The organism is Streptomyces coerulescens (genome assembly GCF_042657965.1).
Lineage (GTDB): Bacteria > Actinomycetota > Actinomycetes > Streptomycetales > Streptomycetaceae > Streptomyces > Streptomyces coerulescens.
In genome coordinates this window covers 66,598-90,043 of the sequence record NZ_JBHSKM010000004.1, presented here as the reverse complement: position 1 = coordinate 90,043, position 23,446 = coordinate 66,598, and the positions used below count along the sequence as shown (strand labels likewise).

The 23,446-nt window shown below is 68.4% G+C and carries 22 protein-coding genes, 1 tRNA gene and 1 other RNA gene; 21 read left to right on the top strand and 3 right to left on the bottom strand.

What is annotated here, in order from left to right:
• The first annotated feature begins 398 nt into the window (after positions 1-398).
• From ACFPQ9_RS08770 to ACFPQ9_RS08760, 3 genes are all read left to right on the top strand, one after another.
• The gene (locus ACFPQ9_RS08770; RefSeq protein WP_380849311.1) at positions 399-1,067 is read left to right on the top strand and encodes a DUF4365 domain-containing protein; all 669 of its coding nucleotides are present in this window, start codon (positions 399-401) and stop codon (positions 1,065-1,067) included.
• Positions 1,060-2,313, top strand: a complete 1,254-nt coding sequence (locus ACFPQ9_RS08765) for a hypothetical protein (protein WP_380849308.1) — start codon at positions 1,060-1,062, stop codon at positions 2,311-2,313. The genes ACFPQ9_RS08770 and ACFPQ9_RS08765 overlap by 8 nt, the downstream gene beginning before the upstream one ends.
• A 188-nt stretch (positions 2,314-2,501) precedes the next feature.
• Positions 2,502-3,716, top strand: a complete 1,215-nt coding sequence (locus ACFPQ9_RS08760) for an HNH endonuclease (RefSeq protein ID WP_380849305.1) — start codon at positions 2,502-2,504, stop codon at positions 3,714-3,716.
• A 777-nt stretch (positions 3,717-4,493) separates the two neighbouring features.
• On the opposite strand, the gene ACFPQ9_RS08755 is transcribed toward ACFPQ9_RS08760, so the two are convergent.
• On the bottom strand, positions 4,494-5,066 hold the full coding sequence (locus ACFPQ9_RS08755; protein WP_380849302.1) for a GNAT family N-acetyltransferase: 573 nt from the start codon (positions 5,064-5,066) through the stop codon (positions 4,494-4,496).
• Positions 5,063-5,830: a GntR family transcriptional regulator gene (locus ACFPQ9_RS08750; protein WP_380849299.1), complete on the bottom strand. Its 768-nt coding sequence runs from the start codon at positions 5,828-5,830 to the stop codon at positions 5,063-5,065. Before ACFPQ9_RS08750 ends, ACFPQ9_RS08755 begins: the two co-directional genes overlap by 4 nt.
• Before the next feature lie 471 nt (positions 5,831-6,301).
• On the opposite strand from ACFPQ9_RS08750, the gene ACFPQ9_RS08745 reads away from it, so the two are divergent.
• The 14 genes from ACFPQ9_RS08745 to ACFPQ9_RS08680 all read left to right on the top strand — a co-directional run bounded on the left by ACFPQ9_RS08745 (position 6,302) and on the right by ACFPQ9_RS08680 (position 16,455).
• On the top strand, positions 6,302-6,568 hold the full coding sequence (locus ACFPQ9_RS08745; protein ID WP_380849296.1) for a DUF6284 family protein: 267 nt from the start codon (positions 6,302-6,304) through the stop codon (positions 6,566-6,568).
• A complete protein-coding gene (locus tag ACFPQ9_RS08740) occupies positions 6,565-6,759 on the top strand; it encodes a hypothetical protein (RefSeq protein ID WP_380849293.1) in 195 nt (64 codons plus the stop codon). The genes ACFPQ9_RS08745 and ACFPQ9_RS08740 overlap by 4 nt, the downstream gene beginning before the upstream one ends.
• Positions 6,756-7,859: a conjugal transfer protein gene (locus tag ACFPQ9_RS08735; RefSeq protein ID WP_380849290.1), complete on the top strand. Its 1,104-nt coding sequence runs from the start codon at positions 6,756-6,758 to the stop codon at positions 7,857-7,859. Before ACFPQ9_RS08740 ends, ACFPQ9_RS08735 begins: the two co-directional genes overlap by 4 nt.
• Positions 7,859-8,236: an RRQRL motif-containing zinc-binding protein gene (locus ACFPQ9_RS08730; RefSeq protein ID WP_380849287.1), complete on the top strand. Its 378-nt coding sequence runs from the start codon at positions 7,859-7,861 to the stop codon at positions 8,234-8,236. Before ACFPQ9_RS08735 ends, ACFPQ9_RS08730 begins: the two co-directional genes overlap by 1 nt.
• A 27-nt stretch (positions 8,237-8,263) precedes the next feature.
• Positions 8,264-8,581, top strand: a complete 318-nt coding sequence (locus ACFPQ9_RS08725; RefSeq protein WP_380849284.1) for a hypothetical protein — start codon at positions 8,264-8,266, stop codon at positions 8,579-8,581.
• Positions 8,582-8,686: 105 nt separating this feature from the next.
• A complete protein-coding gene (locus ACFPQ9_RS08720) occupies positions 8,687-10,804 on the top strand; it encodes an ATP-binding protein (protein ID WP_380849281.1) in 2,118 nt (705 codons plus the stop codon).
• Positions 10,805-11,007: 203 nt separating this feature from the next.
• A complete protein-coding gene (locus tag ACFPQ9_RS08715; protein ID WP_380849278.1) occupies positions 11,008-11,472 on the top strand; it encodes a hypothetical protein in 465 nt (154 codons plus the stop codon).
• A gap of 16 nt (positions 11,473-11,488) precedes the next feature.
• The gene (locus ACFPQ9_RS08710; RefSeq protein WP_380849275.1) at positions 11,489-11,749 is read left to right on the top strand and encodes a hypothetical protein; all 261 of its coding nucleotides are present in this window, start codon (positions 11,489-11,491) and stop codon (positions 11,747-11,749) included.
• Between the two features lie 16 nt (positions 11,750-11,765).
• Complete coding sequence (locus ACFPQ9_RS08705; protein WP_380849272.1) at positions 11,766-12,116, top strand: hypothetical protein; 351 nt, start codon at positions 11,766-11,768, stop codon at positions 12,114-12,116.
• Positions 12,117-12,199: 83 nt separating this feature from the next.
• Entirely contained in the window at positions 12,200-13,108 is a 909-nt protein-coding gene (locus ACFPQ9_RS08700; RefSeq protein ID WP_380849269.1) for a bifunctional DNA primase/polymerase, read from the top strand.
• Positions 13,105-13,533: a hypothetical protein gene (locus tag ACFPQ9_RS08695; RefSeq protein WP_380849266.1), complete on the top strand. Its 429-nt coding sequence runs from the start codon at positions 13,105-13,107 to the stop codon at positions 13,531-13,533. Before ACFPQ9_RS08700 ends, ACFPQ9_RS08695 begins: the two co-directional genes overlap by 4 nt.
• A complete protein-coding gene (locus ACFPQ9_RS08690; RefSeq protein ID WP_380849263.1) occupies positions 13,530-14,678 on the top strand; it encodes a DUF3631 domain-containing protein in 1,149 nt (382 codons plus the stop codon). The genes ACFPQ9_RS08695 and ACFPQ9_RS08690 overlap by 4 nt, the downstream gene beginning before the upstream one ends.
• Positions 14,679-14,857: 179 nt before the next feature.
• Complete coding sequence (locus tag ACFPQ9_RS08685; protein WP_380849260.1) at positions 14,858-15,091, top strand: helix-turn-helix domain-containing protein; 234 nt, start codon at positions 14,858-14,860, stop codon at positions 15,089-15,091.
• Positions 15,092-15,171: 80 nt separating this feature from the next.
• Positions 15,172-16,455: a tyrosine-type recombinase/integrase gene (locus ACFPQ9_RS08680; RefSeq protein ID WP_380849257.1), complete on the top strand. Its 1,284-nt coding sequence runs from the start codon at positions 15,172-15,174 to the stop codon at positions 16,453-16,455.
• Positions 16,456-16,517: 62 nt separating this feature from the next.
• On the opposite strand, the gene ACFPQ9_RS08675 is transcribed toward ACFPQ9_RS08680, so the two are convergent.
• Positions 16,518-16,605, bottom strand: a tRNA-Ser gene (locus ACFPQ9_RS08675).
• A gap of 73 nt (positions 16,606-16,678) precedes the next feature.
• On the opposite strand from ACFPQ9_RS08675, the gene ffs reads away from it, so the two are divergent.
• From ffs to ACFPQ9_RS08655, 4 genes are all read left to right on the top strand, one after another.
• An RNA gene (ffs, locus tag ACFPQ9_RS08670) (signal recognition particle sRNA small type) lies at positions 16,679-16,775 on the top strand.
• 159 nt (positions 16,776-16,934) lie between these two features.
• The gene (locus tag ACFPQ9_RS08665) at positions 16,935-19,289 is read left to right on the top strand and encodes a DNA polymerase III subunit gamma and tau (protein WP_380849254.1); all 2,355 of its coding nucleotides are present in this window, start codon (positions 16,935-16,937) and stop codon (positions 19,287-19,289) included.
• Positions 19,290-19,559: 270 nt separating this feature from the next.
• Complete coding sequence (gene purD, locus ACFPQ9_RS08660) at positions 19,560-20,810, top strand: phosphoribosylamine--glycine ligase (RefSeq protein ID WP_380849251.1); 1,251 nt, start codon at positions 19,560-19,562, stop codon at positions 20,808-20,810.
• Between the two features lie 422 nt (positions 20,811-21,232).
• Positions 21,233-23,374, top strand: coding sequence for a hypothetical protein (locus tag ACFPQ9_RS08655; RefSeq protein WP_380849248.1), 2,142 nt, complete (start codon positions 21,233-21,235; stop codon positions 23,372-23,374).
• Positions 23,375-23,446: the final 72 nt, after the last annotated feature.

Below are 23,446 nucleotides of genomic sequence, written 5' to 3'. Positions count from 1 at the left end.
CAGAGGAAGTGCGCGTACGGCGGTGAACAGCGGCGGCCGTAGGCGTACTGGACAAAGACCAGGACAACGATGCAACCGAGGCCCGCTATGCGAGCGAGGTGAGGCCAGTGTGGCGTTGACCTGCGGACCGCTGCTTGGACGCAGAGGGCATCAGCCACCCGTCGGCGACCGACGTTCCCCGTGGCTCCCCGCTGGATCTGGTACGGGGAACTCCTGATCTGTGGCGCTGTGCGGATTGGGTACCAGCGATCACGCATGCCCTAACTGCTGGTGATCAGTACATCAGCAGCGTTGCCGGCAGAGGTCATCGGCTGGCGGCCTTGTCGCCTACGGTCCGCTGTTTCGCCCGAGCCGGTCTAGCGGCGCCGCTGTCAGTGACTAGCGCTAGCGTTCGAGTCATGAGTATCGAGCTTCATCTACCACGAGGCCCCACGGTTGGCCTAACCTTGTCTCCTGATCGTTGGGGGACTGGGGAGACGTTGCCTGTGGTGGGGGCAGTCGAAGCCGCGGGCGGCAAGCGCCCTAGAGCGAGCCACATCGAGGCCGTCGACAAACGGCACGTCACGAAGATGATGGAGCAACTCCAGCAGGGGTATGTCACAAGTGTGGCAGCAACTGCGGGCTGCACCTTAGAGGTGGTCCAAGGCGACATCTGGGGCTACGACGTTCGATTTGTGCGTCCACCGCGAAGCCACCTCGACGAAGAGTCCATGCTGCTCGCGCAGCTTAAGTGCACGACGCAGATCACTCCTGATCCTGCGAAAGACTACTTCAGCTACCAGTTCACGAAACGTCAGTACTTCGATCACCTAGTGAAGCCGCGTAGTTACCCTAAAGCGATCCTCGTCGTTATGACTACGCCAACACGGCAGGCGGACTGGACGGACGTCTCTCATGAGGGACTAGTCACCAAGAGGTGTTGCTACTGGGCACACTTGGAAGGTATCCAGGCTGACCCTTCCGTCAAGAAGCCGAGCGTCCGGATTCCAACCAAGAACCGCCTAGATGCAGTAGCTCTGACGAAAATTATGGAGAAACTCGACAGGGGTGAACCGCTAAATGACTGATACGTCGGGCGTCACGCTTCCTGCACGAGTGGATCCAAGTAAGCTCAGTGCTGCTCTAGAAGAAGCTGGGTGGGTCGCAGTCGGCGGCAGGCGTGGCATCTATGCCCGCTACGCGCCACCGGAGAGTAGCCCAGTAATTTCAGCGTCGAGCCTAATGGTTCCGCTGGATGAGGGGGCTCCAGAGTTTTCAGAGTCGATGCAATCGGCCTTGCTCCAGATCTCGCAAGATAGAGACCTTTGGGTCCGCTCTATTTATCCTCGTCTCGTCGTTGAGGCGTCTGATGAGTTCAAGTTCCGCAAAGAGTCAGCTGCGCCATCAGGATTTATTGGATGGCGCAGCGGTGAGCGCTTGATTGAATCAGCGCGCAGAACTTTGCTTGCCGGTGCTAAATCCTATATGGGTACTGAGCGGCACTTTGTGAATAGGCATGGCCGCTTTGCTCACAGGTACCTGGATCAAGTTCTGATGGGACAAACAGCGCCTGGCAGTTATATCGTCACCGCCTATGCCCCTCCGACTGCGGGAGTTGAACTCTCATCCGCAGATGCTTCGTCATTCATTCCACACGTAGCGTCGGCCTCGGTGCGAGATGTGAATCAGTCCGTCGTTCGTGCAGTTGAGGCGACGGTTGAGGCTTTGGAGCACTACAGAATCAGTGGCTCACTGTCTGGTTTCGAAGCGGGCGTTAATCGGGGCATCTCGTATGAGATGGCAAACGCCTTGCTGGGAATGGCGGAGGAATCAGATGGTGCTGATATAAGCATTGAGTGGGACCCGGCGATTCCTGCTCCAACGTCGCTATCATCTCACTTCGAACTCAAGGGATCCGACGTCGAGCCGTTGAATAAAGCGGCGGTGAAGTTGGCGGAGGACACGTCATCACGGTTCGTCACTCTGATTGGACGAGTGCACCTTCTTGCCAAAAAGCGCGTTGGTAGTCCGGGTGTTTTCGGGATTGAGGCGCTGCAATCTGGGCCGGTGAAAAAGGTTCGAGTTCGCCTCTCTGATGACGAGGACTATCACGAGGCGATTCGTGCCCATGAGGGAGATCTGGCCTTGCAAGTGAGCGGGCGTTTGGAGAAAGAGGGAAATCTGAGCTGGCTATATGATGCTGTTGTAGTCCGAACTCTCGGATCGATTGATGAGTTCGCTAGGCCTACTAAACGGACGAATATTGCACAAGGTCAGGGTTCACTCTTTCAAGAATCTAATCGTGATTCCTCTAGTTCGCCTGATTCCGTCTGAACATGCGGTTAAACGGCTAGCTCGACTACTTGCCTAGCCCGCAAATCTCCCTAGTTTCCATCCCGTCCGCCGTCGACCCACACATCGTGGAGCGGGCGTGATTCATGGCGTCCAGGTGGAGCACGCCACTGTACGAACGACCTGGACGCCATGGCAGCGCTGTCAGTGGTGCCATCTAGGCTGCCGCCATGACTAGGGGTGAGATCAGCAGTGGAGCAGTGCTGAGGGCGTTGGCTGAGTACGACGAAGCGGGGCGGGACGCCTTCCTTGCTGATCACGATTTCGACCGAGCGAACCAGTTCTATCTACAGCACGACGAGAAGCTGTACGACGCTAAGGCCATCCTCAACGTGGCCCACAAGCACGAGCACGGGGATCTCCCAGATCCTGTCATCAGCGGCGGCCGCGACCACAGCAACCGCATGCTCGCCCGTCTGGGCTTCGTCATCGTTGATGGCCGACCGAAGTCGGTCGAAGGAGAGCGCGCCTGGCGCCTCGCCGTCTGGTCGCATCTCCGAGCGACGAACCCCGACCTGAGCAGGGTCCCTGCGGGTGCCCTCCGTGAGTACGGCGCCTACGGCGGTGGACAAGGCGTCTGGGCAGACGTAGCCAGAACTGAAGCCATCCACGCCGGCGGAATTGCTGTCGGCATCCTCCATACCGGTGCTCACTACTCAGACGACTTCACGGAGGACGGGGCGCTCTACCGTTACCCGCAGACCGCCCGGCCCGGCGGACGCGATGCCGCGGAGATCAACGCGATGAAGGCGGCAGCCGACCTGCGATTGCCGATCTTCACTTCAGCCAAGCCGACACCTAGATCCGAATGGCGTATCGCACGCCTTGCTTGGGTCGAGGGATGGGACGACCCGAGCAGTACGTTCCTGCTTTCGTACGGAGCGACACCCCCCGAGCAGGTACTCAGCGAGGATCACTCAGACGACGAGCCATTTGTCCTCACGGGGAGCGAAACCCGGCGAAACCGGCGAGACGTGACGGAGCGCCCGGGCCAGCCACGCTTCAAGCTACGTGTCTTCCAGCGCTACTCGCCGCGTTGCCCGCTGACCGGCATCGCAGTTCGGGAGATGCTCGATGCTGCCCACCTCCGTCCGGTCAGCGAGGACGGTACAAACGATCCCCGCAACGGCATCCCGCTCAATGCCGCACTACACCGTGCCTACGACGCGTATCTCTTCGCCTTCCACCCGGACACGCTCGACGTCGTAACCGTGCCCGGCGGTCCCACCCTTGACGACCTGCGCATCACGATGGCTCACCTGCGGGACCTGCCGAAGCGCCCGCACGCCGATGCTCTGCGCTGGCGGTACGAGGAGTGGCTGAGGAGGTCTGGGTTGGCAGCTCTGCCGTCTCCACAGTCGGCAGAGCTGAATCCAACCACCTGATCCGTAGGCGCGTGCCCCGTGCCGGCGGGCCCATCGAACCGCGAGATTTCCCTGAGCGGGCTGGTTACTCGCTAAGGGACCGGTGCGTCACTGTACGAGGCTGTACGCCTCTGTTGATGTCAGTCATTGATGTCAAGCAATGGGACCTGGACCTGCATCGCTTCGGCCCCTTCGGTTGCCTTCAGCGCCAACCACAGTGACGGCACTCGCGGCGAACCCGAGGGCGGCTGCGAGTTGCGGCGATGAGGCCGCAAGGAGGATCAGGATCACCACGACCAACCAACGGACGCGGGGATCACTTGACGGCAGAGGTAAGCAGTGGGCAACACTCATCGTGGCTCTCCTATGAGTCTGGCGTGCTGCCCCCGTCCTTCCTGGCAGTCGTGGCGGGGGTAGACGCTGCTATCTGAGCCGACAGAGTGGCCTACGGGACGCTGGCTGCGCATCTCCGACCCGTCGCCGAGTAATTGCAATTTTGCTATTGCGACGCCCTCGCCACAGTATCGCGACAAGCATTGCAATGCCATGCCACCTGCGGTTACTGCATCTGAAGATGCCATAGGGTGTTGCAGTAATTAAGGAATGCAGTGCAGGTGGCAGGGTTGTGTCCCCCGGGGACATGTAAGCCCCCCTGCGCGTCACACCAAGCGGACCAGTCGAGCCGTAAGCCTCAATGCGCGACAGAACAAACATGAGGCGCCGGCCAGCAGTTGCCTTCGCATCAACCACTCTTGTGACGAAGGTCTCACCTGGGTGGGAGATCGTCGCCGTTGCGACTCAGGCCGCGAATCGGATCCGCACGGGAGTGGGCGTGCGATCAGTAAAGCCGTGCCCGTCAGTTGGCCGTGCCGCGCGCTGTGCAAGCCACCCGGAAACCCTTGGACCACCGTTCACCGCCGTACCCTCGCGGACGGTACGAACGTGCGTGAAGCTCTGGGCGAGGTAGTACCGCTGGAGCGCCTCGTTCGAAGTCCACGCGTCCAGCCGCAGCCATCGAGCACCCGCGCGGTGCGCGCGGTCACCGGCCCAGTCGAGCAGCCGGCCCCCTAGGTTCTGCCCGGCGTACTCCCGGCCGACGGTGAGCTTGTTGACGAACATCGACGGTTCAGCCAGTTCCTCGTCAGTCCAAAGGCCCTCTTCCGCGTCCGGGGTGAGCGTGATCGTCCCGGCCGTCGTATGCCCGTCTCGAAGCATGAAGACGGTGCCCGCTTCGATCGTGGCCAGCAGCTTGTCAGCGGGATAAGGACGACTCCACTGATCGGATCCGAGACCGCGCAGCCAGGCTGCCGCTTCCTCACGGAACGACAGCAGCTTGGCTACGTCGTGGGGCTCTGCGAGAGAGATGATCACGAGTTCTCACTTCGGGCGGTCAACTCGCCGATTTCGTAGTTCATTCGGTTCAGGTCGCCTCGAAATGTCGTGACCGTGCATCGAATAGGCCTGTCCGGCGAGTATCCGGTTCTAGTCCAGAGCATCACCGGCACACCGGCTCCGATCTCAAGTAGGCGAGCTTCGTCGGGCGTGGGCATGCGAGCCGCGATCTCGTCGAAGTACCCGACCTGTTCGATACCTTGAGAGGTCAGGTACCGCGTGGTGCCTTCAGCAATGTCTCCAGGTTCAGCCAATCGCGGCGACGCATCGACCAGCCACGACGGATAGTAGGTCGCCTGTGTGGACCAAGGAACGTCGTCCACATAGCGATGACAGAACCGCAATACCGTCTTCGTACCGGGCTCGATTTTGAGCCGCTGAGCGATCTCCTGCGACGCCGGCAGCATCTCGACACGGAACGTTTGGTGGGGCCGACGCCCCGCGTTCGTCACGTCGGTGTTGTAGGCGTCGCCGTTCTGCGGGAACGACAGGTTCTCGAAGCGGGACGCATTGAGCTCGAACACCTCGTGGGACTTGACCTCGTAGCCGAGTCCCTGGCTCGACGAGATCAACCCCTCGCTGACCAGCAAGCTCAGGCCGTTACGGATGGTGTTCCGCGACGCGTCGAAACGCTGCTGGAGGTCGCTCTCTGAGGGCAGCCGCGCCCCTGGCGCGTGGGTGCCATCGGCGATCTCGCGGCGTAGGACATCGGCGACCTGCCGGTACTTCGGCTGCTTGTTCATGCCCTCATCATGACGCACTCGCGCAACTTGTTGGTACATGTAGGCCCCAATCCCTTGACGACTCACTGTCCGTGGGTGCAGCATCACCACATCAGCTTGTACCAACAAGCTGAGCAGGTGGTGCAACACCTTCAAGTGTGCCCTCCTGCGCTGACAGCGCCCGGAGGAAAGCCCGCAGGGGTGAGTACGAAGGAAGCGCCGGTTGATTGAGAACTCAACAGTGTGCCGAGGGAAGCCCGTCCCCCCTTCGCAAGCAAGAGGGCGGGCGCGCACGGGTTCTGTCCTGTGCGCGGTACAGCGCAATCCGACCTTTCCGCAGCTCAACGGCTGCGGCCGGTTGCCTCCGCCGCTCGTCTCGCACGAGCGGCGCTGAGGGGAGCCGGATCTACCGACTTCAACGGCGCACGGCCCCGGGTGGCTAGACCCGGGGCCGCAGTTCGGGCCGTTCCCTGTGGAAGGACACACGACCCTATGAGCCACATCGTCACTGTTCAGGACGCTGTTACCGCGTTCGCCGACTTCATCGAGCCGACGGATGCGGAGCTGGACGCGATCGAGCAGGAGATGCCCGTCATCCTGGCGGACGTCGACCTGCTCGACGCGCAGATCATCACTCTCGACCGCACCCCGACCGAGCTGGACCACCAGCGCATCCGCCGCGCCCGCCGCCGGGCGCTCGCCGCCCGGGTCGCGCTGATCAACCGTGAGAACGCGAGCATGCCGGGCGGTGCGGCATGAGGGCGAACACCTCCCCGACCGGCCTGGCCCTGCTGCTGATCGTGGTGGGCCTGCTGCTCTCCTTCACCAGCATCACGGCCGCGTTCGTCACCGACGAGCGTGTCTGGCGCTACCTGATCGCGGGCGGCTGCCTCGCGCAGTTCCTCGGCTGGGTGCGGCACGGCGCACGGAGCAGGGGCGGTGCCCGATGACGCACAAGCCCCTGACGAAGGTTCAGATCGGTGTCCTGACTGCCGCGTTCGTGCCCATGCTCGCCACGGGCGTGATCGGCGGTATCGGCACCTACAGCAACATCGGCCACTCCTACGGCAAGGGCACCGCCCTCGGTGCCCTCGGTGCCGGTGAAGGCGCCACGGCCGTACTCGCCCTGGTCCTGCTCGGTCTGACCATGCTGGGCCAGTCCTCCCCCCGCATCGTCCGCGCGGGCTTGTGGGCGCTGCCGGCCGCCGCCGCCGTCATGGGCGCCATGGCCGCACCCGACGCCGGCCGCACCGTCATCTACGCCCTGACCCCGATGGGCATGTCCGTGTCGGCGGAAGGCATGGCGTTCCTGGCCCGTCGGATCGTCGTCCACACCGACGGCCGCGACGCGGAGCACGAGCGGCGCACCGCCGATCTGGTGCAGGCGCTCGCCTACCACCGCGCCCGCGCCACCCAGCACCCGAGCAGCCGCGTCAGGAAGCGGTCCGATCGGACGTCGTGGCGACTCGCGCGCAGGGTCGGCGTCGGCGATGTCGCGCTCGGATCGAAGCTCCTGGACGTCCAGCGCAATCGAGTTACCGCGGGCGCGGATGCTGCGCTCGCGTCGATGTTCGGCGGTACCGCGCCTACCCCGGCCCTCGATCCCGCACAGTCCGCGAATGCGGAGGAATCTACCGAGACCACAATGAAGCGGTCTACGGCTGACCTCCCCGAATCGACCTCTGAGCCGATCACCGCGACGCTCGTGCGGCTGCCCGATCAGGGCCCGAACGACCACCTGAAGTCAGCTCCGGTGTTCAAGCCGATCCCGCAGGGCGCCGCCCTCCCGCTCGCCTCGATCGAGCGGCGTACGGTGCCTGCCGAGTCGACCCGATCCCGTCGGGCGACCGGTCGACTCCCCGACGCGGCAAAGTCGACCCGACCCAAGCGCACCCCCGATCAGTTGCTCGATGAGGCGCGCAAGGCGACCGCCGGATGGCCGGACGCGAAGGTGACTGCTGAGGGCATCCGCCGCGAGGTGCACACCTCGCCGGCGAACGCGCGGATGCTGCGCGACACCCTCCTTGCCGAGCGCGCCAAGGTCGCCTGATGTCGGCCGCGTGGGGCAAGTGCTTTGACCCGTCCGGCGCCCTGTACGGGGTGCCCACCTACCCGTGGCGTCTGGCGCCGGACGGTCTGGCCACGCGTCGGCAGTTACGGGCTGAGGGTCTGCGTCCGGGTGGTCAGCCGATAGCGGCGCAGGCCATGCGCATCAACCGCCGCACCGGCACCCCCAGGGTCGCCTACCTCTACCGCATCGACCGAGCGAAGCCGGTGCGGCCGATGACGTCGCGGAAGTGGGGCGCGCTGGCGCTGGCGATGCTCGCCCGCCGTACCTGCCCGGCCTGCCGTGTGGACGTCGGCTACTGCATCCCCCGCTCGCACGGCATCTGCGGGATGTGCCTTGCCGCACAAGACACCGCCTGACCTTCACCTACCACCGAGGAGTACGTGATGAGCAAGGCCGACATCCGCCGCCTGGACAAGGAGATCCAGCGGACCGAGAAGAAGTTGGAAGCCGTGCAGAACGGCGAGTGGTGGCCCCTGACCAGCCGCGAACGGCTCTCGATGAGCCGCGCGATGGCGAGCGGCGCCCGCAGCGTCTACCGCGACCGCGGCACCACCGGAGCGGAGAACCGCATGGACTCCATCGGTTCTTCCGTGGAGCGGCGGCTGAACGCGGAGCTGACCGCCCTGCACGGCGAGCGTCAGCGACTCATCACCGAGGCCGCCCGCGCCAAGGCGCAGAAGAAGTCTTCCGGCTGGTTCTGACCAGCCGAAACCGCCGGGGTGGCCGCCACCTGCCAGGGACACCGGCCACCCCGGCTCTCACCTCAACTCCCGCCCCGCCTCGGGGCAGTCAGGAGCACTCCCAGCATGACCGAGAACGTCGTCCACCTCCACAAGACACCCGAACCCATCGACCCTGACGCGCAGGTCACGACGCTGACCGTGGTGCCGGACGCACCGCCCGCACGGCCCCTCCCGCTGTGGGTGCGCTCCGGTCGCGCGGTGAAGACTGTCGCTACCGCCGACGGAACGAAAACGGTCGGCCGCGCGGTGGTCCGGCACGGTCTCTACACGTTCAACGGGGGCCGGATCGTGGCCCGTCGGACCTGGGACGGACGCACCGGCGCCCGCTATGAGCGCATGATCCGGGCCGCCGAAGCCGCGGGGAACAACGAGCTGGCAGAGGAATGGGAAGAGCGTCTCCAGCGCTTCCGCGACGCCCGCCACCGCCGCCGCATGGACCTGCTGCACTCCCCGATCGAGGTCGCCAAGGGCGCTGCGGTCGGCACCGGCATGGGCATAGGGGCGTTGGTCGCGCTCGGTGTCGTGATGGCCATCAGCAACGGTGACGTCAAGGACGTCATCACTCCGCTCGCAGCAACGATCGACTTCATTGCCCTGCTGATCCGGATCGTGCAGATCGTGTGGGGTCCGGCTCTGATCCTCGGTCCGCTGTTCGCCCTGCTCGCGCTGTGGGCCGTCGGCAGCAAGCAGCAGGCAGCCCCTCAGTGGGCCCTGCCCGCCAACGCCCGATCGAGTGAGGGTGAGCCCATCACGCCCTCGATTGTGGTCAAGGCCCTGCGTGACCTGGGCATCGCTCCGCTGAAGAGCGCCATCAAGGAGATGGGCGACGCCGGCGCTTCCATGCTCGGTCCGATCACGATCGCCGGGTGCGGGGTCGAGGTCGACGTCACCCTTCCTTCTGGGGTGTCGACGATCGAGGTGCAGAACAAGCGGCGCAAGCTCGCGGAGAACCTGACCCGGCACGAGCACGAGGTGTTCGTCACCATCCCGGTCGCCGCGCGCACGGTCCGCCTGTGGATCGCCGACTCTGGCGCGCTCGATGAGCCGATCGGTCCGTCGCCGCTGGTCACCGACGAGACGATGACCGCCGACTACAAGAAGGGCCGCGCCCCGTGGGGGCAGGACCTGCGCGGGGATGCGGCGAGCCTGAGCCTGTATCAGCGCCACCTCCTGATCACTGGCCTGTCCAACCAGGGCAAGACCGCCGCCCTGCGCGCACTCGCCCTGTGGCTTGCCCTTGACCGGTCCGTGGAGTTCTGGATGGGCGACCTCAAGGGTGTCGGCGACTGGGCCATGTTCGACGGAATCGCCACACGGCTCATTCAGGGCCCGACTGACGAGCACGTCATCGAGGTCACGGAGATGGTCGAGGACGCCGTGGGGGAGATGAACCGTCGTCTTCAGGAGCCTCCCGGCACCGACTTCCCGCTTCTGGTCGTCATCGTGGACGAGGCGCAGGTGGCGTTCATGTGCCCGGCCAAGGGTGAGGACAAGCGGCCCTACGGCGGATCCAGTGCCACCTCCCGCTACTACATGGGCGCCCGCAAGATTCACAACCAGGGCCGCGCTGTGAACGTGCTGCTGTGGCAGGGCACCCAGGACCCCACCAACGAGAACCTGCCCAAGCTGGTCCGTGAAGGGGCGCACACGCGAGCCTCACTCGCGCTGGGCACGGAGTCCCAGGCCCGCATGGCACTCGGGGACAAGGCCGTCAACGGCGGCGCCGCCCCCCACCTGCTGCGTCCCGGCCTGGACAAGGGAACCCTGGTCGTCGCCTCCGACGGGATCGAGATTCCTGCCGGCCAGTCGTCCATCACCGTGCGCACGCACTACATCAGCACCGACGACGCCAAGGCCATCGCCGCCCGTGCCAAGGCCCTGCGCGACGGAGTCACCACCCTGCACACGATCGAGCGTGGTGAGAAGCGCGACCCGCTTGCGGACATCGCGTCCGTGGTCGGTACCGCGTCGCGGGTGCTTACCCAGGACGTCCTCAAGCGGCTCGGGGCCCTGAGCGCGGAGTCCTACGGCAAGTGGTCGTTCCTCGACCTCAAGCGTGTTCTCGACGGCACCGGAGCCGAGCCGTACAAGTCCGACGGCCGCATGGTCGTCGGCCGTGACCGGCTCGCTCGCGCCCTCGCCGACCGCGACACCGATGGTTCCGCTTCCGCCTCCAAGTGACAGGGAGGTGACCCGCCTCGGGTCAGGGAGGCAGGGAGAACTCCCTGAACCCCTCCCTGACCCGCCTCCCTGGCCCTGACCTGCACAAATGATCAGTCAGGGAGGCAGGGAGGCACCCCAGGTCAGACCCCTCAAACCCCTCCACAGTGCACCCCGAAGGGGGTGTGTCTGCCTCCCTGGCCTACCGCCGGAAGGGATTCCGCATGTACCCCGAGCCTGCCCGCCACGCGCCCTACGAGCGGGCCGTGGAAGTCCACCAGCCCACCCCCATCACCCCCGCCGCCGTGACGCCGGCGCCACTCGTTCCCGTCCAGCCCGGCCACGTCCCGGCCGTGGCGAGCGTCGTCCTGCCCGACGGCCGCGTCGTCACCGGCTACGCCATCAGTCCCATGCAGCCCGAACCCGTCGCGGCCAAGCCGGTCGTCTCCCGCGCGGCGGTGAACGTCGCCCTGGGGGGCGTCGGGTTCCTCGCCGTGTGCGGCGGACTGCTGCTGCTCACCACGTTCATCACCGCACTCACCGCACTGATCACTCAGCTCATCACGCTCGCCGCCGTGATCTTCGGCGGATGGATCGCCGTGCAGGTGTTCAGCGCGAGCGGCCACAAGAGCGGGACCACGGTCAACATCCGCAAGGCCGTCATCAAGCGGAACAAGTTCTACGGCTAACAGGAGACCAACCCCCATGCTCCGACTCCGCATCCAGGTCATCGGCTGCCCCCGCCGGGCGCTGGCCCTGACCGACACGCCCCGTCCCGACTGCCCCGAATGCCAGGGCGTGGGCGGCATCGCCCACGACTACGGCCACCCCGACACCGGCGAGTGGTGGGGCGCCAACTACGAGTCCTGCGCCTGCTGGACCGCGTGGCGTCTGACCCTGCTGCCCCTGCCCCACTGGCTCCGGCGCACCCCGCCCGGCGGCTACAGCAACGAACCGCCCTTCTAACCCGAGAGGAACCCGCATGTTCGAGAGCCCTGCCACCGTCGGTCAGCGCACCGACCCGGAGTACTGGCCCACCCCGCAGCAGGCGTACGCGAACGCCCCCAGCATCCTCAGTGAGATCGGCTGGACGACCCGCACCCTGGCCGCCCTGGAGTGCTTCACCGAGCTGCACCGGGACTTCTACCTGCGCAAGGCGGCCCTGCTGGACCGCATCGCCCTGCTCGACGAACCCGACACCCCCGGCGACCTCACCGAGACCGCCATCGCGGCGGCCCTCTACTTACTCGACATGGACCAGCCCGGCGTGATCTGCGACCCGCGCGTCTACGTCCGCCAGCAGTACGCCCGCTCCCTCACCGACCACCAGTAGCTACGCCAAGGGCGGCCCCCTCTCGCCAAAGACCGGGCCGCCCTGACCTCTCAGCATCCGCCAAGGAACTGGAGACATCCAGCATGACGCATGACCCCCGATCCGCGATGCTCCGCGCCGCCTTAGACGCGGCCGAACACGGCTGGTACGTCTTCCCGCTGCGCCCCGGCGACAAGCGGCCCGCCCTGCACGGCGAGGCCACCTGCCGCTACACCAGCGACTGCGCGAACGGCCACCTGAAGTGGGAGCAGCGCGCCACCCGCGACCCCGAGCGCATCCGCACCACCTGGTGGCACGCCCCCTACAACGTCGGCATCGCCACCGGCCCCTCGAAGCTGCTCGTGGTCGACCTCGACATGCCGAAGGACAAAGGCAGTTCGGACGCGCCTAGCGGCGCGGCAACCTTTGGGGCGCTCTGCGAGCGCGCCGGACAGCCGGTCCCCGACACCTACCGGGTGCGGACCGCGAGCGGCGGGACGCACCTGTACTTCACCGCGCCCCACGGTCTCCGGCTGACCAACACAGCACGGACCATTGGGGAGTTGATCGACACCCGCGCGTGGGGTGGATACGTCGTCGCGGCGGGCAGCGTCACCCCCGCCGGAGACTACGAAGCCCTGAGCGGTCCTGTGGCGGCCCCTCTGCCCCTGTGGCTGCAAAGCATCCTGCAACCGGCCCCCAGGGCGCCTCAGGGCCCCTCAGTGGCCGTAGCGGGGCAATCGTGGCGATATGCGGATGTAGCACTCGCCAATGAGGCTCGGAACGTGGCCACGGCCCAACCCGGCGAGCGGGAAGGCAAGTTGTTCCGCGCCGCACGCGCCCTGGGACGCTTCGTCGCGTGGGGCGACCTCCCCCGGCACGTGGTCGAGCAGGCTCTTCAGGAGGCAGGCGAGCGGGCCGGACTGTCCGCCTCCGAGTGCCGCTCGACCCTGCGCAGCGCCCTCAACTGGTCCATCGCCCACAACCAGACCAGCAGGCGGGACACGGCATGAGCACCCCTCCCCGTCCCCCTCTGAAGAGCGTCACCCACACCCCCAGCGGGCCGCCGGTCGCTCCACAGCCTGTGGACATGTCGGCCGTGGGCGAGCCGAAAGGCGCCGCCCGCAAGGGCGTCGTAACTGCCCTTCGCTCTAAGGGATTCAGGCCCAGCGACATCCGCCCCGACGCCGACCCGACCCCGGAACAGCCCGGCATCCGCATCTACGCCCCACCCGTCTACCGGCACCACTACGACGGCGCCCGCTGGTCCAAGCGCCAGGGAGACACCCCCAACGCCGCCTACGCCTGCCGCTGTGGGCAGGCCGGCCGCGCCCGGGGTCGGGACTCCGTGGCTGCGCTGGTCTACGAGTACGCCGCCCACACATCCGGCTGCACCGGCACACCTGCTGCCTCCATGGAAGGGAGGGTCGCCGCATGACCGAGGTCATCGACGGGGCCGCGCTGCTCAACGAGGTGGAAGCCTTCCACCGCCGTTTCAACGTCTTCCCCCACGAAGCTGCCTACGTTGCGGTCACGCTGTGGGACGCGCACGCTCACCTGCTCGACGCTTTCGACTCCACCCCCCGTCTGGCGTTTCTGTCGCCGGAGCCGGGGTCGGGCAAGTCGCGTGCGCTGGAAGTCGTCGAGACGCTCGTGCCGCGCTCCATGGCGGCCGTGGACGCCTCCGCCGCCGCGCTGTTCCGGTCCGTCTCCGGCATCGACGGCGGACGGCCCACGATCCTTTTCGACGAGATCGACACCGTCTTCGGGCCGAAAGCCGGAGAGAACGAACAGCTCCGGGGGTTCATCAACGCCGGCCACACACGCGGCCGGGAGATGTACCGCTGCGTGGGAGACGGAGCCAACCAGCAGGTACAGGGCTTCCCCTCGTACTGCGCACTCGCCGTCGCCGGACTCGGCAACCTGCCCGACACGATCATGACCCGCGCGGTCATCATCCGGATGCGCCGCCGGGCCCGCAACGAACGCATCGAGCAGTTCCGCATCCGCATCCACGTGCGGGAGGGCAATCAGCTCCGCGACCGGCTCGCCAAGTGGGCCGAGACCGTGCAGGAGCAGGTCACGGACGTTTTCCCCGAGCTGCCGGACGGAGTCACCGACCGCCCGGCGGACGTGTGGGAACCCCTGATCGCCATCGCCGACGCAGCCGGCGGCGACTGGCCTGAGCGGGCACGGGAAGCGTGCGTGACGCTCGTGACCGCGTCCAAGGCCAACGACAAGGGCAGCATCGGCATCCGCCTACTGACCGACCTGCGCGACCACGTCATGGTCGGCATCGACCGCCTGCCCACCGTCGCCATCCTCGACCGGCTCAACGCCCTCGACGACGCACCGTGGGCCGACATGGGCGGCAAGCCGCTCGACAACCGGCGCCTGGGCCGGATGCTCGCGGAGTACATGACGGCCGACAACGAGCCCATCGCCTCCCGCAACATCAAGGCCGCCGGGAGTGTCCTCAAGGGCTACTACGCCGCCGATCTGCACGACGCGTGGGCCCGCTACTGCCCCCCACCCCCGGAAAGTCCGCTACCTCCGCTACCGGGCACCGAAAACCTGGCCTGACCAGCAACAACGCGGTAGCGGCAACCGTCTCGGTTTCCGCTACCGCGCCGCTACCCATCCGCTACCGCTACCCCTTCCCGCTACCTCGAACAGGCCCCTGACCTGCGAGGTAGCGGAGGTAGCGGAAGTAGCGGCCCTCAGAGGTACCCCCGCGAAGGACTGCCCCGAGGAGACTCCGCATGAGCATCGCCAGCGTTGAGACCGCCCAGCCCGTTGAGGTCGGCGGCCCCACCCCCGTTCTCCTGACCGTCAAAGAGGCTGCCCGCTGCCTCCGTATCGGCCGCACCACCTGTTTCGGCCTCATTCGCACCGGAGAACTGGAGTCCCTGACCATCGGCGGACTCCGACGCGTCCCCGCCGACGCTCCGGCCGCCTACCTCGCCCGCCGCCGCGCCGAGCAGCGCGCCGCCTGATTACCTCACGCCGGGACGCCGCCTCGCCACGAGGTGGCGTCCCGATCTGTTTCCACAGACCAACCTGAAGGAGTCCGCCCGTGGCGGAAGAAAAGAAGCGCACCCGCCGCGCCAACGGCGAATCCGCGATCTACTTCGGCAAGGACAGCCGTTGGCACGCCCGCGTGCCGATGGGCTACAAGGACAACGGGGAGCCGTACCGTCGACACCTGACGCGCAAGACGAGGGATGACCTGGTTGAAGAGGTCAAGAAGCTGGAGAAGCAGCGCGACGCGGGTTCGGCTCAGCAGCCCGGCAAGGCGTGGACGGTTGAGAAATGGCTTCAGCACTGGGTTGAGAACATCGCCAAGCCGACCGTCAGCGAGAACACGTACGACGGTTACGAGGTAGCCGTTCGCGTGCACCTCGTGCCCGGTGTCGGCAAGCACCGCCTTGACCGCTTGCAGCCCGAACACCTGGAGAGCCTGTACCGCCGCATGCAGGCGAACGGCGAGCGCAAGGCCGGTACGGCTCACCAGGCCCACCGCACCGCCCGGACCGCGCTGGGGGAGGCAGTACGGCGCGGCTACGCGGCGAAGAACGCCGCCGCGCTGGCGAAGCCGCCGCGGATGGAAGAGGACGAATCCGAGGTAGAGCCTTACTCCGTGGAAGAGGTCCAGTGCCTGCTACTCGAAGCCAACAAGCGCAGGAACAGTGCCCGCTGGATGCTGGCCCTGGCGCTCGGCCTGCGCCAGGGCGAGACGCTCGGACTGCGCTGGTCTGACGTCGACCTGGACAACGAGTACCTGAAGCTGCGCCGGAACCGTCTGCGCCCCAGATATGAGCACGGGTGCCCGGAAGCCACATCGTGCGGCCGGAAGGCGGGGTACTGCCCCGACAAAGTGCAGGTCCGCCGCGAGACCAAGAACACCAAGTCCCGAGCGGGCCGACGCGCCGTACCCCTGCCGGGCCCGCTGGTCGCCATGCTCCGTGCACACCGCGAGACGCAAGAGCGCGAGCGCAAGACGGCCGGCGACCTGTGGGCCGAGTCGGACTACGTGTTCACCAAGCCGATCGGTGGCCCTCTGAGCCCGAACACGGACTACCACGACTGGAAGCGGCTACTGGAAGACGCGGGGGTCCGGAACGCCCGGCTGCACGACGCCCGGCACACGGCCGCCACCGTGCTCATGCTGCTCGGTGTCCCTGCCCGCGTCATCGATCAGATCATGGGGTGGGAGCCGGGCGCCTCCGCGAGCATGCGGGCGCGATACCTGCATGTGCCAGACGCCATGCTCAAGGACGTAGCCCGGAAGATCGCCGAAGCCATCTGGGGACCCCCGGAAACACCCGCTGTGGACAAAAACCAGGACAACGAGGTCTGAGAAACGTCGAAGGGCCCCACCGCGAACGGTGGGGCCCTTCGACATCGTGCCCGGTGAGGCACTGGCGGAGGATACGAGATTCGAACTCGTGAGGGGTTGCCCCCAACACGCTTTCCAAGCGTGCGCCCTAGGCCTCTAGGCGAATCCTCCGCCGGAAACATTACATGACGCTGGAGGGTGCTAGCGAACTCGTTCGGCCCCCCTGCGATCAGGTACGCTGGGCCTCAGCCCCTCACGCGGCGCTATCTGACTGAACTCCCCCAGGGCCGGAAGGCAGCAAGGGTAGGTTGGCTCTGGCGGGTGCGTGGGGGGTCTTCTCGTATCCGAGGTCGTCCACGGCGCTATCGGCCCCGGCCCGGATCCCGCCCGGCCCGGATCCCGCCGGCCCGCAGCGCCGCCCGGATCCCGCCGACGTCGGCGGCGCAAGCCCCGCGACCGGGCGGTCCTCGTTGTCAGTGGGCGCCTATAACCTCGTATGCGTGTCGTCTCTCGCGCTGTACCGCCGCTATCGCCCGGAGTCGTTCGCCGAGGTCATCGGGCAGGAGCATGTCACCGACCCGTTGCAGCAGGCGCTGCGGAACAACCGGGTCAATCACGCGTACCTGTTCAGCGGTCCGCGCGGATGCGGCAAGACGACCAGCGCGCGGATCCTCGCGCGGTGTCTGAACTGCGAGCAGGGTCCCACTCCGACCCCCTGCGGGGAGTGCCAGTCCTGCCGAGACCTCGCGCGCAACGGTCCGGGTTCCATCGACGTCATCGAGATCGACGCCGCGTCTCACGGTGGTGTGGACGACGCCCGTGAGCTGCGCGAAAAGGCCTTCTTCGGCCCCGCGAGCAGCCGCTACAAGATCTACATCATCGACGAGGCCCACATGGTCACGTCGGCCGGCTTCAACGCGCTGCTGAAGGTCGTCGAGGAGCCGCCGGAGCATCTGAAGTTCATCTTCGCCACCACCGAGCCCGAGAAGGTCATCGGGACCATCCGGTCGCGGACCCACCACTACCCCTTCCGGCTCGTCCCGCCGGGCACCCTGCGCGAGTACCTCGGCGAGGTGTGCGGCCGCGAGAACATGGCCGTCGAGGAAGGCGTACTGCCGCTCGTCGTGCGCGCGGGCGCCGGCTCGGTGCGTGACTCCATGTCCGTCATGGACCAGCTCCTCGCCGGAGCGGGGGAGGAGGGTGTGACGTATGCCATGGCCACCTCTCTCCTCGGCTACACCGACGGCTCGCTCCTCGACTCCGTCGTGGAGGCCTTCGCGACCGGTGACGGCGCCGCCGCCTTCGAGGTCGTGGACCGGATCATCGAGGGCGGCAACGACCCCCGCCGCTTCGTCGCCGACCTGCTGGAGCGGCTGCGGGACCTGGTGATCCTGGCCGCCGTGCCGGACGCCACCGAGAAGGGCCTCTTCGACGCCCCCGCCGACGTCCTGGAGCGCATGCGGGCCCAGGCCGGCACCTTCGGCGCGGCCGAGCTCAGCCGCGCCGCCGACCTCGTCAACGAGGGGCTGACCGAGATGCGCGGCGCCACCTCGCCCCGTCTCCAACTCGAACTGATCTGTGCGCGCGTGCTCCTGCCGGCCGCGTACGGCGACGAGCGTTCGGTCATGGCCCGCCTCGACCGTCTGGAGCGGGGCGTGAACTTCTCCGGGGGCGGCGGGATGCCCGCGCTGGGGTACGCCCCCGGTCCCGAGGCACATGGCGCGCCGCCCGCTGCCGCCCCCGCTGCTGCTCCACAGGCCCCGCCGGTCGCCCCGGGCGGCGGTCCCGCCGCTGCCCGCGCAGCCGTACGCGCTTCGGGCCCGTCCGCCCCAGGCCCCGGCCCAGGCACCGGTCCCGGTCCCGGCCCGGCTCCGGCAGGACAGCAGGGCCCACCCATGCAGCAGGCCCCGACTCAACCTCAAGCCCCGGTTCAACCACAGGCCCCGGCTCAGCCCCAAGCCCCAGCCACCCCGCCGTCGCCCGCGCCGGCCGAACCCCCTCAGACACCACCGGCCGCCCCTACCCCTGCCCCTGCCTCCGCCCCCGGCGCTTGGCCCACCGCCGCCCCCGCAGGCGGTGGACGTCGCCCCGGCGGCTGGCCCACGGCAGCCCCGGCAGGCGGCGGCGCCCAGTCGACCCCGCCCCCGGCCGGGCCGGGCAGCACCCCAGCGCCCACCCCACCGTCGGCGGCCCCCGCACCCGCCCCGGCCGCGGGCGCGGCACCCACCTACGCCCCGCCGAGCGGCGGCCTCGACCCCCGCATGCTCTGGCCGAACATCCTGGAGGCGGTCAAGAACCGCCGCCGCTTCACCTGGATCCTGCTCAGCCAGAACGCCCAGGTGACAGGCTTCGACGGCACCACCCTCCAGCTCGGCTTCGTCAACGCCGGAGCGCGCGACAACTTCGCGAGCAGCGGCAGCGAGGACGTGCTGAAGCAGGCGCTGGCCGAGCAGTTCAACGTCCAGTGGAAGATCGAGGCGATCATCGACCCGTCGGGCGGCGGCTCGGCTCCCCCACCGACCGGCGGCGCCGGTGGCTACGGCGGTGGCGGCAACAGCGGCGGGTACGGCGGCGGACACGGCGCCGGTACGAGCGCCCCGCGCCCGCCCGCTCCCCAGCCGACGCCCTCGACCCCCACCCCGCCTCCGTCAGCCCCCTCGGCGTCCTCCGCCGCTCCGGCCCCGGCTCCTCAGCAGCCCAGACCGTCCGCTCCCGAGCCGCCGCCCCCGGTCGCCCCCGAGGACGACATCCCCGAGGACGACGACCCGGACCTCAACGAGTCGGCGCTCTCCGGCCACGACCTGATCGTGCGGGAGCTCGGGGCGACGGTGGTGGAGGAGTTCATGAACGAGTGACTGGCACAGCCACCGGCACAAACACCGGCACAACCGCACCTGAGCCGTACTTCGGCCCGTCCGGCGTTTGAGGGGCGAGAGGGGCGAGGCCCGTTCAGGGCCGCAGCGGCGGTCCGGGCAAGGCCCGTTCAGGCCCGCAGCGGGAGCCGGGCGCGGCAGCCCCCGATGAACGGCAACGACGATCGCCGGGGCGGCCTTTGGAGGAACGTCCAGCCCGGCCAGGACGGCCCCTTCAGATGCCCGCACAAGAACCCCGTTAGGCTGACCCCCGTGAAGGTCCTCGTCATCGGTAGCGGCGCCCGCGAACACGCCCTGTGCCGCTCCCTGTCCCTCGACCCCGACGTCACCGCGCTGCACTGCGCCCCCGGCAACGCCGGTATCGCCGAGGTCGCCGAGCTGCACCAGGTCGACGCCCTGGACGGCGCGGCCGTAACCGCGCTCGCCGAACGGCTCGGCGCCGACCTCGTGGTCGTAGGCCCGGAGGCACCCCTGGTCGCCGGGGTCGCCGACGCCGTGCGCGAGGCGGGCATCCCGGTCTTCGGCCCCTCCGGGGAAGCCGCGCAGATCGAGGGCTCCAAGGCGTTCGCGAAGGACGTGATGGCGGGAGCCGGCGTCCCGACGGCCCGCTCCTACGTCTGCACCACGCCCGCCGAGATCGACGAGGCCCTCGACGCCTTCGGCGCCCCGTACGTGGTCAAGGACGACGGGCTCGCCGCCGGCAAGGGCGTCGTCGTCACCGCCGACATCGACGTGGCCAGGGAACACGCCACCTCCTGCGAGCGCGTCGTCATCGAGGAGTACCTCGACGGCCCCGAGGTCTCCCTCTTCGCCATCACCGACGGCGAGACGGTGCTCCCGCTCCAGCCCGCCCAGGACTTCAAGCGGGCGCTCGACGGCGACGAGGGCCCCAACACCGGTGGCATGGGCGCGTACTCGCCGCTCCCGTGGGCCGACCCGAAGCTCGTCGGGGAGGTCCTGGAGACGGTCCTCCAGCCGACCGTCGACGAGATGCGCCGCCGCGGCACCCCGTTCTCCGGGCTGCTCTACGCCGGTCTCGCGATCACCTCGCGGGGGGTACGGGTCATCGAGTTCAACGCCCGCTTCGGCGACCCCGAGACGCAGGTCGTCCTGGCCCGGCTGAAGACCCCGCTGGCCGGTGTCCTGCTGGCCGCGGCCAAGGGTGACCTGGCCGACCTGGAGCCGCTGCGCTGGAGCGAGGACGCCGCGGTCACCGTCGTCGTCGCCTCGCACAACTACCCCGGCACCCCGCGCACCGGCGACCCGATCACCGGCCTCGACGAGGTGGCCGCCGAGGACGCCCCGCACGCCTACGTCCTGCACGCCGGCACCAAGCAGGACGGTGACGCGATCGTCAGCGCCGGCGGCCGCGTCCTGTCGGTGACGGCCACGGGCAAGGACCTCACCAAGGCCCGCGACCGCGCGTACAAGGCGGTAGCCCGCATCAAGCTCGACGGCTCCCAGCACCGCACGGACATCGCGGCGAAGGCGGCGGGCGAATAAACCCGCACTCCCGGTAAACCGGACAGGCCCCGATCCCGTCTCAGGAATCGGGGCCTGACCCTTTTCGAAGCCCGAAGCCCGAAGCCCGAAGCCCGAAGCCCGAAGCCCGAAGCCCGAAGCCCGAAGCCCGAAGCCTCAAGCACGGAGCGCCTCGGTCCGGAAGACCGGCGACTGGACTTTGGTCAGGATCAGGGGCCTGATCCTCGCTTTCCGTCATCCACCTCTCCCCAAAGCCATTCCATCGAGTGACCGATGCCCCATCCGGCTGACGTGGGTCGACGCCCCAACTAGGGTGCGGCGCAAGCGTTCCGGCACTTGGCCCACCGGCATTGCGATGTCAGTGGTGGGTGCCACAGTGGGGGAGTGAGCAAAGCCAGGACAGTACGGACAGCCAGGGCACCGCGGAGGGGGTGAGGTCCGGCGTGACCGGTATGGGTGTGGAGGCGGGTGCGCAGGCCGCGCGCGCCAGGGCCCTCGCGGTGCTGCGCATCCGCAGCCGCGCGCTGGCCGTCGCCCTGCTGCCCGCGGCGTTCGCCGTGGTGCTGCTCGCCGGCCCGTCGACCGGCCACCTCGTCGGCCCCGGCTGGCACACCGCCCGCTGGGTGCTCACCCCGTTCGCCGTCCTCGTCCTCCTCGCCGCAGCGGTCGTCGCACTGGTCGTCGCCCGCGCCCAACCCGCCGTCACCCCCACGGTCCCGATCGCCGAGGAACAGGCCCCGGACCTCTACCGGCTGGTGCGCGACCTCGCCGACCGCCTCGACGTCCCCGCCCCGTCCGCCATAGCGCTCACCCCGGACTGCGACAGCTGGCTGGAGGACCGCACCCACCCGGCGCACGGCCCGCCCCCGGCAGAGCACCGTGCGGACGACGGGCTCAACGGCCTGCACGGCGGAAGCGCGCACGGCCCCCATCGCCGTACGCCCGCCGCCCCCGTCCTCGTCATCGGCTCCCCGTTCCTGTGGTGGATGCGCGTGGGTGAACTGCGCGCGGTGCTCGCCCCGGTCGTCGCCGGTACGGGACCCTCGGCGCACCCGGACATAGCGCAGGCCCGGCGCTTCGTCCGGGGTCTGGACGCCGCCGTGGCCGTGGCCTCGACGCGCGGGCGCTGCCCGGGCACGCGGGCGGTGTGCGCGGGGATCGGCTGGATCGCACGGCTGCTGCTGCGCAGTTGCCGGGAGCATGCCGCCGAGATGGAGCGGGGTGTGGCCGCGGCGGCCGCCGAGCGTGCACAAGCTGTGGATTACGGACTGCGGATCGTCGCCCAGGAACAGGTCGGGCTGGCGTACGCGGGCTGGGACCGGCTGCTCACCCGGGTCGCGCTGCCCGCCTGGCGGATGGGCCGCTGGCCCTCCCGGCTGGACGCGGGCGTCGTCTCCGCGCTGACCGAACTGTCCCGCCGGGACCGGCTGGCCGAGGGTTTCGCCTCCCGGCTGGGCGAGCGCCCCGCCTGTGACCTGCTCGAAGAGCCCGGCCTGATCGACGAGGCCGCCTCGCTCCTGGCCGCCCGCCTCTTCCACGGCGGCCCCGCCGAACCGGGCCCGGACTGGTCCCCGGTCGACTGGCAGGCGTATCCGGAGGAGGTCGTCGACCGCAAGTGGCGCACCGACGCGGCGCGCCTCCACCGCGTCCTCGACGCCCTGGGCGTCCGCCGCACCACCCACGACACGTCCCCGGAGGCCGAAGGCCCGACCCTGGCCCGCATCCTGGACCACCTGTCGACACCCCCGGACGGCACGGCCACCCGGCCCGCCGACGAGCAAGCGTTCGCCCCACCCACCACGAACGGCATCCACCCCACACGGCTCCCCAACGCGCCCGAGACCGCCGAGAACACCGAGGCCGCCGGGAGCAACGAGAACACCACGGCCGCCGAGAACACCGAGGCTGCCGGGAGCACCAGGGCCGCCGAGAGCGCCGAGGCCCCCCACGCGCGGAAGCTCCCCGACGCCCCCAACACGCCCGAGGCACCCGAGACCTCAGAGGCACACGCGACCTCAGAGGCACACGCGACCTCAGAGGCACACGCGACCTCAGAGGCACACGCGACCTCAGAGACACACGCGACCTCAGAGACACACGCGACCCCAGAGACACACGCGACCCCAGAAGCACACACGACCCCGGAGGCACCCGAGACCCCAGAGGCTCCCGGCGACGTCGATCAGGAAACCGAGCGCAGTTCCGCCCTCGCCGCCGGCCTGACCGCGGAGATAGCCCGAGAGGAGGCCGCGACCCCCGCGGAGCCCTCGACGCCCCCCGCGCCCGGCACCACCCTCCTGGACATAGGCGCGCTCCCCCTGTTCCCGCTCCAGCCGCCGCGCACCTCACGCGAGTTGCTCACCGACCATGTGACGGCGATGGTCTGCTGTGCCGCGATGGACACCGCGGGCGCGACCCCCGGCCTGGACTGGCTGGACGGCCCCACTCTCCTGATCAACGGCGCACGGGCCGCCGATCTGACCCCCCGCGTCCTCAGCCTCATCGAGGAGGGCGACCCGGGACCTCTGCGCGCCTGGCTCGTGGAGTCGGGGATACGCCCCGAGAAGCCGGTGCGCCTGGTCTGACGGGCCGCACCCGCCCAGGCCTGACGGGCCGTACAAGCCCAGGCCAGACGGCTGTGGACGCCGTACGCGGCC

Bases quoted from the DNA above. Each gene is read 5' to 3' on its own strand.
- ACFPQ9_RS08740 (WP_380849293.1), top strand. From the start codon at position 6,565: ATGAGGGCGAACACCTCCCCGACCGGCCTGGCCCTGCTGCTGATCGTG.
- ACFPQ9_RS08700 (WP_380849269.1), top strand. From the start codon at position 12,200: ATGACGCATGACCCCCGATCCGCGATGCTCCGCGCCGCCTTAGACGCG.
- ACFPQ9_RS08710 (WP_380849275.1), top strand. From the start codon at position 11,489: ATGCTCCGACTCCGCATCCAGGTCATCGGCTGCCCCCGCCGGGCGCTG.
- ACFPQ9_RS08725 (WP_380849284.1), top strand. From the start codon at position 8,264: ATGAGCAAGGCCGACATCCGCCGCCTGGACAAGGAGATCCAGCGGACC.
- ACFPQ9_RS08735 (WP_380849290.1), top strand. From the start codon at position 6,756: ATGACGCACAAGCCCCTGACGAAGGTTCAGATCGGTGTCCTGACTGCC.
- ACFPQ9_RS08695 (WP_380849266.1), top strand. From the start codon at position 13,105: ATGAGCACCCCTCCCCGTCCCCCTCTGAAGAGCGTCACCCACACCCCC.
- ACFPQ9_RS08765 (WP_380849308.1), top strand. From the start codon at position 1,060: ATGACTGATACGTCGGGCGTCACGCTTCCTGCACGAGTGGATCCAAGT.
- ACFPQ9_RS08745 (WP_380849296.1), top strand. From the start codon at position 6,302: ATGAGCCACATCGTCACTGTTCAGGACGCTGTTACCGCGTTCGCCGAC.
- ACFPQ9_RS08770 (WP_380849311.1), top strand. From the start codon at position 399: ATGAGTATCGAGCTTCATCTACCACGAGGCCCCACGGTTGGCCTAACC.
- ACFPQ9_RS08715 (WP_380849278.1), top strand. From the start codon at position 11,008: ATGTACCCCGAGCCTGCCCGCCACGCGCCCTACGAGCGGGCCGTGGAA.
- ACFPQ9_RS08705 (WP_380849272.1), top strand. From the start codon at position 11,766: ATGTTCGAGAGCCCTGCCACCGTCGGTCAGCGCACCGACCCGGAGTAC.
- ACFPQ9_RS08760 (WP_380849305.1), top strand. From the start codon at position 2,502: ATGACTAGGGGTGAGATCAGCAGTGGAGCAGTGCTGAGGGCGTTGGCT.
- ACFPQ9_RS08685 (WP_380849260.1), top strand. From the start codon at position 14,858: ATGAGCATCGCCAGCGTTGAGACCGCCCAGCCCGTTGAGGTCGGCGGC.
- ACFPQ9_RS08750 (WP_380849299.1), bottom strand. From the start codon at position 5,830: ATGAACAAGCAGCCGAAGTACCGGCAGGTCGCCGATGTCCTACGCCGC.
- ACFPQ9_RS08690 (WP_380849263.1), top strand. From the start codon at position 13,530: ATGACCGAGGTCATCGACGGGGCCGCGCTGCTCAACGAGGTGGAAGCC.
- ACFPQ9_RS08730 (WP_380849287.1), top strand. From the start codon at position 7,859: ATGTCGGCCGCGTGGGGCAAGTGCTTTGACCCGTCCGGCGCCCTGTAC.
- ACFPQ9_RS08720 (WP_380849281.1), top strand. From the start codon at position 8,687: ATGACCGAGAACGTCGTCCACCTCCACAAGACACCCGAACCCATCGAC.